This window comes from Arthrobacter sp. MMS18-M83 (assembly GCF_026683955.1).
Taxonomy (GTDB): domain Bacteria; phylum Actinomycetota; class Actinomycetes; order Actinomycetales; family Micrococcaceae; genus Arthrobacter.
In genome coordinates, this window is the sequence record NZ_CP113343.1 from 2172642 (window position 1) to 2186139 (window position 13498).

The 13498-nt window shown below is 62.9% G+C and carries 10 protein-coding genes and 1 pseudogene; 1 reads left to right on the forward strand and 10 read right to left on the reverse strand.

The window, feature by feature from the left end:
- Nucleotides 1-332: 332 nt before the first annotated feature.
- From OW521_RS10260 to OW521_RS10275, 4 genes and pseudogenes are all read right to left on the reverse strand, one after another.
- Nucleotides 333-661 (reverse strand): annotated as a pseudogene (locus OW521_RS10260) (hypothetical protein); the annotation flags it as partial.
- Nucleotides 662-972: 311 nt separating this feature from the next.
- Nucleotides 973-2415, reverse strand: coding sequence for an aldehyde dehydrogenase (NADP(+)) (locus tag OW521_RS10265; RefSeq protein ID WP_268025124.1), 1443 nt, complete (start codon nucleotides 2413-2415; stop codon nucleotides 973-975).
- Nucleotides 2416-2437: 22 nt separating this feature from the next.
- Entirely contained in the window at nucleotides 2438-3334 is an 897-nt protein-coding gene (locus OW521_RS10270; protein WP_268025127.1) for a fumarylacetoacetate hydrolase family protein, read from the reverse strand.
- Nucleotides 3335-3639: 305 nt separating this feature from the next.
- Nucleotides 3640-4011, reverse strand: coding sequence for a hypothetical protein (locus OW521_RS10275; RefSeq protein ID WP_268025129.1), 372 nt, complete (start codon nucleotides 4009-4011; stop codon nucleotides 3640-3642).
- A 58-nt stretch (nucleotides 4012-4069) separates the two neighbouring features.
- Between OW521_RS10275 and OW521_RS10280 the strand changes: the two genes are divergently transcribed.
- Nucleotides 4070-4195 carry a hypothetical protein gene (locus OW521_RS10280; RefSeq protein ID WP_268025131.1) on the forward strand — a complete coding sequence of 42 codons (126 nt, stop codon included), beginning with the start codon at nucleotides 4070-4072 and terminating at the stop codon, nucleotides 4193-4195.
- Nucleotides 4196-4704: 509 nt separating this feature from the next.
- Here the strand turns inward: OW521_RS10280 and OW521_RS10285 are convergent.
- The 6 genes from OW521_RS10285 to OW521_RS10310 form a co-directional block, all read right to left on the reverse strand.
- Nucleotides 4705-5703: an aldo/keto reductase family protein gene (locus OW521_RS10285; protein WP_268025133.1), complete on the reverse strand. Its 999-nt coding sequence runs from the start codon at nucleotides 5701-5703 to the stop codon at nucleotides 4705-4707.
- Between the two features lie 158 nt (nucleotides 5704-5861).
- Nucleotides 5862-7370 (reverse strand): glycoside hydrolase family 32 protein, encoded by a 1509-nt coding sequence (locus tag OW521_RS10290; protein WP_268025135.1) that lies wholly within the window; start codon nucleotides 7368-7370, stop codon nucleotides 5862-5864.
- Between the two features lie 113 nt (nucleotides 7371-7483).
- Nucleotides 7484-9091: an ABC transporter substrate-binding protein gene (locus OW521_RS10295; protein WP_268025137.1), complete on the reverse strand. Its 1608-nt coding sequence runs from the start codon at nucleotides 9089-9091 to the stop codon at nucleotides 7484-7486.
- Nucleotides 9092-9293: 202 nt separating this feature from the next.
- Nucleotides 9294-11498 carry a GH32 C-terminal domain-containing protein gene (locus OW521_RS10300; protein WP_268025139.1) on the reverse strand — a complete coding sequence of 735 codons (2205 nt, stop codon included), beginning with the start codon at nucleotides 11496-11498 and terminating at the stop codon, nucleotides 9294-9296.
- 122 nt (nucleotides 11499-11620) lie between these two features.
- The gene (locus OW521_RS10305) at nucleotides 11621-12580 is read right to left on the reverse strand and encodes a carbohydrate ABC transporter permease (protein ID WP_268025141.1); all 960 of its coding nucleotides are present in this window, start codon (nucleotides 12578-12580) and stop codon (nucleotides 11621-11623) included.
- Between the two features lie 4 nt (nucleotides 12581-12584).
- Nucleotides 12585-13490: an ABC transporter permease gene (locus OW521_RS10310; protein ID WP_268025144.1), complete on the reverse strand. Its 906-nt coding sequence runs from the start codon at nucleotides 13488-13490 to the stop codon at nucleotides 12585-12587.
- Nucleotides 13491-13498: the final 8 nt, after the last annotated feature.

Sequence of the window (13498 nt, forward strand, 5' to 3'; positions counted from 1 at the left end):
AGTCCCTGTCAGGCTGGGAGTCGTAGACGCGTGGCGCGTTTTGTGGTGGTTGAACCACTTGTAAGTCTCGGAGCGGCTGGCCTGGGGGCTGGGAGGGTTGGCGCTGGCGCTCCGCATGATCGTGACTCTTGAATCGTCCGGCCTCGCCCTTCGGGGCGGGTGCTTTCCCGGGATCTGCCCGGTCGGGTCGGTGCCGGCGCCGGCTCTGCCCGCTCCGGTGGCTTGATCAGAAACTTTGATTGTTCAGCGGCACAAACGCCTTAGGGCACCTGGTCCGAGACGCGCACGAGGAGCGGGACCAGCAAGTACGGCCGGGCGCACCCCTGCGCTCTTTACGTCCGCGCAGCGCGTCGTGATCCCCCGCGGCCACCGTCGATTCCTTCGACACCGCACCTCCAGACAGGAGAAGACTTTCGACGCCGGGCAGCTGCGCATGGCGAAGGAATTCTCCTGCAGCGACCGCCTGCTGATGGCAGGGAGGCCAGCTGCAGCCAGGAGATGAGGTTCATGGCGAGGGCGGCAAGGCTGGCCCACGCCTGGCGAAGAACGGCAGCTTGCCGAGCCCGGTGTTCTTCAGGGTCTTGATCCGGTACTCACACCTGCCCCGGGCGCGGTGCCGGGCGTCGAGGGCGGGCCCGTGCCAGCGGAGCGCGTTCGTCAGGACTCTCACCAGCGATAACCTGGATCGGCCGGCGCACGAACGGGCTGCCCGCCTCGAGCGGAAACACGACTCGGCACCGGCTCAACCGGAGGCAACAGGCGCCTGAAACAGGGCGCTGTCTTCGATCGCGCCACTGGCATGTCCCTCCATCCGTCGACGCAGGCTTACGTCGAGCCAAAAGCCGCACCACGAATGTGATCACCGATCACTCAAGCGCAACATCGCCCGCTACTGCTACCGCCGCTCAACCGACTAGAACCGACCCGACAGGACCTATCGCGGAACGGTGCCGTTTCGCAGACGAGGGCGGTCTACTTCACGGCGCGGACGAGTCCCAGTGGGTTCGCGTTGCGCAGCGATTCCGGTAGCCCGAGGTCGGGCACGTTCTGATAGGACACAGGCCGTTGGAACCGCCGGATCGCGGTGACTCCGACCGAGGTGTGCAATGCGCTCGTGGCAGAGGGGTAGGGGCCGCCGTGGGTCATCGCGGCAGACACCGCCACACCGGTTGGCCAACCGTTCCAGACGATGCGACCTGCGATCAGTGAGGCACGGTCGAGGGCGTCGCCGATCCCGACGTCGCCGGTGTCGAGTGCATGAATCGTCACCGTCAGGCTGCCCTCGAACGAGTCAAGCAGTGAGGCCAGATCGGCCCCGGCAGGGTACTCGACGAGGATCACGCTCGGCCCGAACCGTTCCTCGAGCAGGGTACCGGCATGCTCGAGCAGATTCCCGAGCGTGGTGCGGAACAGGCTCGGTGTGACACCCACGTCGGTCACCGCGCCCAGCACGAGGGTGTCGACCCCGGCGACCTGATGGAAGTGTGCTTCGCTGTCGGCGTAGGCAGCGGTGATGCGGTCGTTCAGCAGGGCCTGCGCTGGAGCATCCGCCAGCGCGTTCTGTGCGAGCTTGGGGATGGTCGAGCCCTCGGGCACGAAGATCACGCCGGGTTTGGTGCAGAACTGCCCCGCACCCAGGGTGAACGAGTCGACCAGCCCGGTGGCGATCGCATCGGCCTTGGCTTTGGACGCCTCGCGGGACACAACCACTGGGTTCACGCTGCCGAGTTCGCCGTAGAACGGGATCGGGCGCTGTCTTGCCGCGGCCACGTCGAACAATGCGCGCCCGCCCCAGGTGGAGCCGGTGAACGCGCCCGCGGCGATCCGCGGATCCTGCAACAGGGCGATGCCGGATTGCTGACCGTACACCACATCCAATGTGCCATCGGGGGCGCCGGCCGACACCAGCGCATCGCGGACGACGGCGGCGGTAGTCGCGGAGAGCTCGGGGTGACCCGAGTGCGCCTTGACGATCACCGAGCATCCGGCTGCCAACGCCGAGGCCGTGTCGCCGCCGGCGACGCTGAACGCGAACGGGAAGTTGCTGGCCGAGAACATCGCAACCGGCCCGAGCGGGATCAGGTGTCGGCGCAGGTCAGGCGTCGGCCCGAGCGGGGTGTCAGTCTTCGCATGGTCGATGATGACCTCTGCGAAGTCGCCGGCGCGCAGCAGCTGCGCGAAGGAGCGCAGTTGATAGGTGGTGCGGGCGAGTTCACCCGTGAGTCTCGCCTGCGGAAGGTGCGATTCCGCTTGCGCGAGAGGGATGAGTGTCGCGGCGTTCGCCTCGAGGGCCTGCGCCACCGCTTCCAGGAGCTCGGCGCGTTCGGTGGGGCTAGTCCGCCGCAGCCGGTCGAAAGCGCGAACAGCGGCATCCACCTTGGCGGTGACGTTTTCTGTAGTGGAAAGTGTGGTCACGATAGATCTCCTCGGTTCGTGGTTAGGCCGCGGCGTCGTGGGCGACTTGCACGATCCCGCCGCCGAGACCGCGCTGCACGTGATTGCGCAGTTCGCCGAGTGATTCGATTCCCACGCGCACGACATCACCTTGTTCGAGCGTGAACGGAAGATCGGGAACGAGGCAGGTGCCCGTCGAGAGCACTGCACCGTCCGGGAACACGTTCTCGCGGAACAGGAACGCCGCGAGGTCGGGCAATGCGCGGTGCAGCAGGTCGGTGGAGGTCTGCCCGCTCCACTCAACTTCACCGTCACGCTCGATCACGAGCTGAATGGTGAGGTTGGTAGGCTCGGGCACCTCACCCGCCGGCACGAACCAGGAAGCCACCGCGCACGCCGCCGCGTACGCCTTCGCCTGCGGCAGATACAGCGGATTCTCCCCCTCGATGCTGCGCGAGCTAACGTCGTCGCAAATTGTGTAGCCCACGATCTCACCCGCCGAGTTCAGCACGAGAGCGAGCTCCGGCTCGGGGACATCGATCTGTGAGTCGGCCCTAACAAGAATGGTGCCCTCGCTCCCCACGACACGCCACGCCGCACCCTTGAAGAACAGCTCGGGCCGATCCGCGTCGTAGATGCGGTCGTACACGGACGCCGCGGTCTCGCTCTCCTCCATGCGCGCGTCACGCGATTGTTCGTAGGTCACTCCGGCTGCCCAGACTTCCCCGCGGCCGTCGAGCAAGGGCATTCGCTGAGTAAATGTCGTCGGCACTGATGCTGAGGAGATCCGTGCCGACAGCTCTGCGGTGCTCCACGAAAGCACCTCCGCCATGGTCGGGGCGAGTTCGAAGTCGCCGGCCGGTGTGCGAAGCACCACTCCCGTGTCGGTGCGGAAGACCGAGGTCTCGGGGGCCGAGATCGGTGTGAGGTTCTGAGCCATTTAATTCTCCGTGTCGAGGATGGGGGTGTGAGTAGTGGGTTGCGCCTCGCGGAACGGAGTCGCTGGAGGTCGTGGAGCCCGCGTCCGCCGTGGTCAGAACCCCATCGAGGTCCCCCGCGGGGACAGTCCCACTTGCGTCCGAGGTCATGAGCACCCTGCCGGGCCGCGCGGGAGAGGTGCGAAATCCCACTGTCAAGGTTGCCGGTCTTACCACTCTTACCACTTAGCTTTGTGGTGTTTCGGGTGTTTGTCAAGTGCGGGGGTATCCTGCTCGACCGAGCGCCGGTTCCTATGCAGCGTTTCGGTCATGATGAGGCTCCGACGTTGGGTTCGGCGATCGAGCGAACGCCGGGGACAACGATGCGCTTGAGCGAGTCGGTGGCGCCGTCGCCGGTGAGTGCTTCCTCTAGCAGTTCGATGCCGCATACGTGAGTGACGAGGGAGTCCAAGTCGACCTGACCGGCTTCCAGCAGCGAGCGGGCAATGGGCCAGGTGCCGGTATAGCGGAAGATCCCGGTGACCTTGAGTTCGCGCATCGCGATTTCGGGCACCGACAGCGGGGTCTGATCCGCCCTGCCGACCAGAACGACGGTCCCGTCAGAACGGGTGGAGCGGATGCGATCGGATACTCGTGGGTGACTCTGAAAACGTTCCGCCAGGCTGGACGCAACGCTCATCGCCCGAACCATGGGGGCCGAAACGGCCACATACCAGACTGGGCACTCCAAGGTGTCAATGACCCGCAAGCACTACGTTGAGGAATACAAAGAGGTGATCGACACGAGGGCCGTGCTCGGAGTCTTCGACGCAGTCAACTCGCCGGCAGATGTTCGAAGGAAGACCAGACTGAAAGCTGATTAGGGTGAGTCCCGGCCTCAAAAGTTCAAATGGCTCTGACCAGAATCAACATACCCGCAGCTCAAAGCCAAACTAAGAGCCCCCTGTCGGATTCGAACCGACGACCCCCGCTTTAGGCCCAGGCGCCTATCCGCAGGCCCGTAACGTGGCTGTTTGCCGGGAATCTATGGGGTTCTTGCAGTCAACGACAGCCGCTGAATTGTTATTGATTGTCGCTGATTAGGGTGAGTTAAAGGTGAGTCGGTTGCAATTGCTGGGCCGCGCGGGCGTGCCCGTTCTCATGTCGCGTCCGACATCGCCCCAGACCAAGCTTCTCCGGTCTGCCTGTGGACCTCAGCGGTCCGTCTGGCTTTCACGGCTGGACGTGTCCGGGAACACACTCCGCACTCCAGGCACGCACCATCGCGGTCATATATCGCAGGTTCCGGGTGAACAGCCCTTCATGTCCGGAAACTTCGCCGCTTCACGATCGGCTGCGTTGCTCGTGCAGACCGGGCCCGATGGGACTTGAGTTAGGGGCGAGTTAGAAAGGATTCGACCTTAGAGGGGTCGCGCTCGATGACGGGGTCGAGGATTGTGTCGATCCAAGCCAGCAACTCCGGATCCAGTTTGATTCCGACTGCGGTGGCGCTGTCCACAAGCTGTTCGGGTCGCGAAGCTCCCACGATGGCAGCTGAGACGTTGCTGTTCTGTAGGACCCAGGCCAGGGCGAGGGCGGCCATGGACAAGCCTGCTTCTTGCGCGACTGGTTTTAACTCCTGGACCCGTTCGAGCACTTCAGGGCGCATGAACTTGAGCTCGGTCTTCAGCTCGCCTTCCTCCGTCGCGAACCGGGAGCCCGACGGCGCGTCCTGGCCCGGGATGTACTTGCCGGTCAGAACCCCCTGGGCAAGGGGTGACCAGCAGATCTGGCCCAAGCCCAATTCCTGGCTGGCGGGGACGACTTCTTCCTCGATGACGCGCCACAGCATGGAGTACTGTGGCTGGTTCGAAATGAGCTGTATCCCCAGTTCCTTGGCGAGTTTGGCCCCAGCCCGGATTTCATCAACCGTCCATTCGGAGACCCCGATGTAAATGGCTTTGCCTGCCCGGACGATGTCCGCGAAAGCCTGCATGGTTTCTTCGAGCGGGGTTTCGTAGTCGTAGCGGTGGGCCTGGTAAAGGTCGACGTAGTCCGTTCCGAGGCGGCGCAGGGAACCGTTGATGGACTCCATGACGTGTTTGCGGGACAGGCCGCGGTCGTTGTTGCCTTCACCGGTGGGGAAGTAGACCTTGGTGAAGATCTCCAGGCCTTCGCGGCGCACGCCTTTGAGTGCTTCGCCCAGTGCCGTCTCGGCGCGGGTGCCAGCATAGGCATCGGCGGTGTCAAAGGTGGTGATGCCCAGGTCCAGGGCCTGGCGGACGCACGCGTTGGCGGCGTCCTGGTCGATCTGCTCTCCGTGGGTGACCCAGTTCCCGTAGGCCAGTTCACTGATGTACATGCCGGACGAGCCGAGTTTGCGGTATTCCATGTCGCACTTTTCCTTCGTCAGGTGTCTAGTCCGGTCGACGATCCCCGCGGGCGGAACCATCGAGGGAGGATTTTTGGAAATCTGAGGGATTGGGTCTTTGCTGCCGGGCTAAGTCGTTGGTTACGGTTCCAGATGGGGCCGGAGTTCCGTTTCAGTCCTCATGCGTATTGGGTAACACTTAGTTTGCTAGCTATTGCGGTTCCCCCGACGGCGTAGAGGGAGACGCCGCTACTGCTGCTGGACGGGAAGATTAGCTCGGTCAGGGTGACCTGGCCTTCCTGGCCGAAGACTTCAACGGAGCACCGATCCACAAATATTGTTAGCTCGTAGGAGCCGTTCCTCGTCTGGATGGGTGCGATCTCGATGGACGCGAAGGATTCGTGGAAGTCTGTTTGCCCGGATTCCCGGCGGTCGACGATGATGGAGCCTTCGGTGGGCCGGATGCCGATTCGGGTTCCCTCCGCTCCGTTGCCGCGGACGACAATCCCGAATTCCTCGGCGGTTCCGGGAGCGAAACTGAGGTCGATGCGTTGGACGGTGCCGGCCGCGCCGTCGAGGACATGCTGGCCGTCGGAGATTTCGGCTGCCTCGAGGCTAAACGAAGGACCTTGCCGTCTGAGTGATGTCAGATCCGCTGCGACCTGCTGCACCAGGCATAGGTTTCCGTCAATGGTGCGCAGTGACACTTCGCGGACCAGCGACATGGGGCTCCGCCAAGGGGAAGTCGGAATCTCATTGGCGTATTCCCAGTTGTTCATCCAGCCGATCATGAGCCGACGGTTGTCCGGGGCGTCGCTGAACGATACGGCGGCGTAGTAGTCCCGGCCCCAGTCGAGCCACTGGTACTCGGCCAACCGTGCCGGATCCTGGAGGCCTTCGGTGACCGTAGTGGCGGAGGTGAACGTGACGCCGTCGAAATCCCCGACGAAGTATTGACCGGCCGAGCCGTTGTTGGGGCCGCCGGGGTTGAGGTTGACGATGAGGACCCATTTGAGGTTGTCCGGGTCGCCGTCGACTGGCAGCGGGAAGAGATCCGGGCATTCCCACACCCCTCCGGTCGCGTTCGCCGGGCCGAAGCTGCTCAGCAACTCCCAGCTCTTCAGATCGTCCGACTTATAGAGGACCACCTTGAAGTCCTGGGCTTCCACGGCAACCATGATCCAGTAGCCACCGGCGTCGCCGTCGTAGCGGAACACCTTGGGGTCGCGGAAGTTGGCTGATCCGCGGTCCAGCACGGGGTTTCCAGTGTGTTTGGTCCAGCTGTAGCCACCGTCCAGGCTGTAGGCCAGTGACTGGGCCTGGATGCCCTCGCGTGCGGAGGCCTTCTTGAACGAGCTGGTGTAGACGGCGACCAGCGGCGCGCGGGAATCGGTGCCGAATCCGCTGGTGTTGTGGCGGTCGAAGACGACGCTGCCGGAGAAGATGTCTTCTGTCTCGTCGCAGGCGATGGCGACGGGGTGCTCGGTCCAGGTCAGCAGGTCTGTGGAGGTGGCGTGCCCCCATGACATGTTTCCCCAGACATTGTCCAGGGGGTTGTTTTGGTAGTAGAGGTGGTAGATGCCCTCGTGGTGGATCAGGCCGTTGGGGTCATTGAGCCAGGTATCCCGGGCTGCGTAGTGCAGGGCAGGCCGGAAAGTATCGGCCGTCGTGGCGGTCACGGCAGTCATGAAGGTCGGATCTCGCTTCTGTGATCGTGGGTGTGATGATATCCAGTTGCAGGTTCCCATGCGGCGGGGTAGGCCGGTCGGTGCGGCGCTGGCCTACCCCGCTGTGTTGGTGTTTAGGAGTTCTTCTTGTAGCGGTCGTAGGCGTCCTGGTAGAGCTTGACCATTTTGTCCAGGCCGATGGACTTCAGCTGGGCGACGTAGCTATCCCATTCCTGGTCGACGCCGCCGGAAACGATCCATTTGGCCCGCTTTTCCTTGACGAGCGTCTGGACGTCGGTTTCGATGGTGCTTAGCTGCTGCAGCTCATCGTTGGAGAGGAGCACGTTGGGGTACTGGTCGTTCCCCGCGTGGGGTTTGAAGATTTCCTTGATGGTTTGCTGGCGTGCGGCGGCGCGTGGTTCAGGGGCCACGACGGTCTGGAAGTCCTGCGCGGTGACGATGTGCGGGCCACCCGGGGCTACCTTCTGTCGCCGTTCCCCTGCCGTCGTGCCTGCCGGTGCGGGAATCTGCTGGAGGACACCTTTGTCGTCCTTCTGCAGGGCGGCGCCTATCGGACCCCAGCTGGTTTGCGCGGACATGGTGGGGTCATACAGTCGGTCGACCCATCGCATAGTCGCGGCCGGGTACTTGTCGGCACGGGTAATCGCGAACGCGCCGCGGCTAGTGTCCGGCCCGTTGGCGACACTGGCAATTTGCTTGCCGTCTTTGCCTTTGAGTACCGGCATCACCACGTAGTCCTTGGCACGGCCCGCGCCGACGGCCTCCTCGGTCTCCCACCAGACGTAGGAGCCGAGGGTTTCAGCAGCACTCTTGCCCTTGGCCAGGTACGCCTTGTCGTCCTGTGAAAAGGACTCGGGGTCGATCAGGCCCTCCTGGTACCACTTGTGGAGTTCGGAAACAGCCGACTTGTACTGGTCCTGTGCGGCGGTGAAGATGACCTTGCCGTTTTGGACGATGCGGTGGTCGATGTTGTCCGGCAGGCCGCCGAGGGCGGCAAACAGGTCACTGATGTCCGCGCACCACCAGTTGTTGATGAAGCTCAAAGGAATTTCATCGTTCTTGCCGTTGCCGTTGGGGTCCTTGGTCTTAAAGGCGACGAGGGCGTCGTGGTACTCCTGGATGGTCTGCGGAACCGGCAGGCCGAGTTTATCCAGCCACGCTTTGTTGATCGACATGAAGTTCGGGTAGGCGCGCAGGCCGAGTTCCTCGACATTGGGCAGGGAGTAGATGTGCCCGTCCGAGGAGGTGATGGCCGCCTTGATATCCGGCCGGTCCTTGAGGATCTTTGCGAGGTTCGGGGCGTACTTGTCGATCAGGTCTTCCAGCGGCACCAGTGTGCCGTTGGTTCCGTACGTGGAGATATCTGTATCCGAGAAACCGGTGTTGAAAAAAGCATCCGGCAGGTCCCCGCTGGCCAGGATCAGGTTCTTCTTTTCCTTGTAGACGTTGTCGGGCAGGTTTTCCCACTTGACGTCGATGTTGGTGTCCTTAGCCCATTGCTGGACCAGGGGCATGCTCTCGTAGGCCGGCGCCAGCGGGGCCTTCGTCCCGGAGAATCGCAAGGTCAGGGTTTTATCGACGATGGGCAGTCCGGTCGGCTTCAGGCCGAAGTCCGACGAGGAGTCTTTGATACCGGTCGGGCTTTGCCCGGAACAGGCAGTGAACATCAGTGTTCCGGCGACAAAGACGCCGACCGTGGCCAGGGCGCGGTTTTTCTTCATGGGTTTCCCTTTCAGGGGTTCCAAATTTGGGTTTAGGTGGGGGTGTTCTAGTTTGACGGCGCCGATGAGGGCGCCTTTGGTGAAGTCCCTACATGAACGACAAGGCGATCGGCAATGACGGCCTGAAGACGACGATCATGGAGTATTTGGTCAGTCCGGGGGTCCGCATCGAGGCGGCGATGCCGGACTGGATGAACATGATTCAATCGGCCTTTCTTGGTCGGTATGCGGAGTGGAGGTAATGGGCGGAGAACGAGAGAATTCGGGCACCGTCAGCAACCCGGACAAGCACTTGGTCGGCATCTTCGCTCACCGGGTAGGCGCGCGACGTTAGCGAGACCCGATCATCGACGTAGAGCTCGACCATCGAGCCGTCCACGAGCAGTCGGGCATGCGCGGTTGGCGATTCGGGGCGGCGGATGCCGCGACGCCCCTCGGTGTGCTCCGATCGACGGCTGCTCCGCGATCGGTCGATCCAAACCTCTGTGCCGGTCACCCCGAGCACCGTCGTCTCGACTCCGTCGGAACTGCGAAGCACCTCTATCTCGAACCCGGGTCCCTCGACCCGGAATTCGAGGTGGAGATGTCTGCCGCGAATTGGGACGGAAATATCAGTCCCTGTGCGCTCGGCATCCGTGATGGCGTGATCGGGTCCTACGGGGCGTTCGTGGAGCAAACCGAGCTCCGCGACAGGCCTCACGCTTAGCGCGCCGTCTGCGTGGAGTCCGAGTTCCAGAGGGAAGCCCGCGTTGTGCGCCCATCCGCTCCCGGCATACTCGTCCAGGCTTCGCTTGTCTTGCGCGATGCTCCACAAGATGCTGCGTCCATCCTGAAGAACGGTGCCGCTCGGCCCGGTGAGATGGCCGCCGCCGTCAAACTCCCTCGGCACCGGATCATCGGGCGTGAATCGTCGGGACGCGGCGTCCCAGACGCCGATCCAGTGCCAGACGTGCTGAAGGTGGTGCTCGCTCTCGCCTGCCCACCAGGGCGCGATGAAAAGAGCGTGCCGGCGCAGTCCGTCGCTGCCGTTGCCGATCGGCAGAAGCACCGGGAGTTCCCACATCACACCCGTCGCCGGGTACCGGGCGACGTCACCGACAAGCAGCGGCTCTTGTTGCTCCCATCGATCGCCGTCGCGCGAGTGGAACAGGAGGGCCGCACCGCCGCGTCCTTCAAGGCCTGCGCCCACGAGGAGGAACCAGTCATCCCCGTCGCGCCAGACAAACGGGTCACGGAACTGGCCCCTCACGAGGGGTTCGGCATAGCCGGGCACGGTGGTCGGCATCTCGAGCACGGGGTGTTCATCAAGAACCCAGCCGCTACCGGTCGGGCGGGCCACCGCCACCGTTTGGTCAGGGCGCCGGCCGAAATCTCCGGCAGTGAGATATAGCAGGTGTTCACCGCTGGGAGCGGTCACCGAGCTTCCGCTCCAAACACCATCGGGCGCGACGGTCGTCGATGACGGCGCCACCGCAATGGTTTCGTCTTGCCAATGCACGAGGTCCTCGCTGATCGCGTGACCCCAGGCGATGTTCCCCCAGTACGGTCCAGCAGGGTTGTGCTGATAGAAGAGGTGATGCATGCCGTCGACTTGAAGCGCGGCGTGGGGCTCGTTCATCCAGCCTTGCGGGGCTGAAAAATGCGCGATCGGGCGATGATGGTCTGCCGCGAATCGGGCACGGTCCGGCGCCGTGTCGGCGGCGTGTACCGCCTCCGGTACTTCCGGCAGGTGCGTCGCGGGCAGCACTCTCACGGGCCCGAGGAGGCCGCTCGCCGCAGCGGCGGGAAATAGGCCCTCGACGAGGTCGCTGTCCGCTGAGCGTCCGAGGGTCATCCGGGCCGGAAGCCGGATGTCGCCGGGGTGCACATCGAGGGTGCCCGCTGGTTTGCCATCGACGCGGAGTTCGGCACGGCCACTGGCGATGGACAGTGCCAGGTGATTCCAGGAACCGAGTTTGAGACGGCCAGCGCCAACAAACGTGAGGCCGCCGACCACTGCGGCTATATGGCCTGACCTGTCGTGGCCCAGCGCGAACCCGGTGTTCAGCTCGAGCGCATCGATGATTGCTGTGAAACCATGTGCTCCGCCGCGTGCAAAAGCGCGCGGGGCGAACCAAGCCGTCACCGTGAGGGCGGGCTCATTGGAGGGGATGAACTGAATCTCCGCCCACGTTGACCAGCCGTCCAGGAATATGGCGGAACTGCCAATGGTCGGTCCCTGTCGTGGCGCGAGCAATACCGCGCGTTGCTCCGGCGGTTCAGGGCAAATGATGCGCGCGTTGGATCCGTTTGCGTCGGCTGGTTGAACAGGGTTTCCGCGGAAGGTGAGGTCAAGGAGTGGACGGGTGACCCTGCCTCCTAGGAAGCCGTGCGCGGTCGGTCCGGCCGGACCCGGTTGTGCGTTCATTTTGTGTTGAACCGGTCGCAGCCGGCTTGGTAGATCGCCACAACTGTGGCCCGAGCCCGGTTGTCTATCATTGGGTTTCCCTTTCAGGGGTTCCAAAATTTCAGGGTTTGGTGGGGATCGTTCTAGCTTTTGACGGCGCCGATGAGTGCACCCTTGGTGAAGTGCTTCTGCATGAACGGCAAGGCGATCATCAGGGGCAGGCTGGAGATGACGATCATGGCGTATTTGGTCAGTTCGGCGACCCGTTGCGCAGCGGCATAGGACTCGACGTCGCCCGATAGATTTCCGGACGCGGCGACGTCGGACTGGATGAGGATGTTCCGCAGCACCAGTTGTAGCGGGTATTTCGTGTCATCGTTGAGGTAGATCAAGGCGTCGAAAAAGGAGTTCCAGTTGCCCACGACATGGATCATGAGCATCAGCATGATCAGCGGCTTGGACAGCGGGAGGACCATCCGGAAGAAGAACTGGAAGTCCGAGGCGCCATCGAGCTGCGCTGCTTCGCGCAGTTCGTCGGGGATGCTGTGTTCAAAAAACGACCTGGCAATGATAAGGTTCCAGACCCCGATGGCCCCGGGCAGGATTACCGCCCACATGGTGTTCAGCAATCCCAGGTCACGGACCACCAGGTACCGGGAGATCAGGCCGCCGTCGAAGAACATGGTGATGATGAACAGCAGCATGATGAACTTTCGACCGGGCAGGTCCTTACGGGACAGGGCATAGCCGGCACCCAGGATGGAGCCGACGCTGATGACGCTGCCCGTCACCGTGTACAGGACGGAGTTGCCCAGACCGCGCCAGATGGCCGGATCAGCGAAAATTCTCTGGTAGCCCTCAAGGGTGAAGCCTGCCGGCAGGAACCACACCTTGCCTTCGTAAATCTGGTTCGGGTCGCTGACCGAGGCGATGACGATGAAATACAGCGGGTAGGCCACGGCGGCAATGGCGACAAGCAGGATCGCGATCGTCATGGTGTTGAATGCCGGATCGGCCAACCGGGCGCGCAGCGGAACCTTGTACGGGTCTGCTGGCCGGCGTTCGCGGAGGAGCTCCTGAGAGGGGATGGTCCTGGTTGTCATTTGGTTACCACAGACTTGTCTTGGTTGCGCGGCGGGCCACCCAGTTGAAAGTCACCAGGAGCGCCAGGTTGAGCAAGGAGTTGAAAAGGCCGATCGCGGCGGAGTAGCTGAACTGCGCCTGCTGCAGTCCCGCGTGGTAAACGTAGGTCTGGACGATTTCAGACGTCTGCGTGTTCAGGTTCGTCTGCATCAACAGGGCTTTTTCGAAGCCGACGTTGAGCAGGTTGCCGATTGCCAGGATGAACAGCACTGTGATGACAGGCATGATTCCGGGGATGTCGATGTGCCGGATCCGCTGAAATTTGTTTGCCCCATCAACCTTGGCCGCATCATGCAACGCAGGGTCGATGCCGGTGAGCGCCGCCAGGTAGACGACCATGGAGAATCCAGCGTGCTGCCAGATGTCCGACACCACGTACACGGGGCGGAACCAGTCGGCGGATCCCATGAAGAAGACGGGCTGGCCGCCGAAGAGCTGGAGAGCGTTGTTGATCAGGCCTGAACGCGGAGAGAGCAGCACGAACATCATTCCCACGACCACCACCGTTGAAATGAAGGCGGGCGAATACAGTACCGTCTGGGTCAGTTTCTTGAACCGCCGGGCCTGGAGCTGGTTGACCAGCAGGGCCAGGACAATCGGCACCGGAAACGCGATGAGAAGCCCAAGGACCGCCAGCCATACCGTATTTTCCAGCACCCGCTCAAACTGGAACGAGGAAACGAACCGCTGGAAGTTGGCCAGGCCCACCCACGGACTTCCGAGGAAACCGTCCACCGGGTTGTAGTTCCGGAACGCGATCTGAACCCCGTACATCGGCCAGTACTTGAACACGGCGATGTAAATCAGCGCCGGCGCTAGTAATACGTATAACTGCCAGGCGCTGGCCACCCTCTTCAGCCGGAAGGACAAGGGTCTTT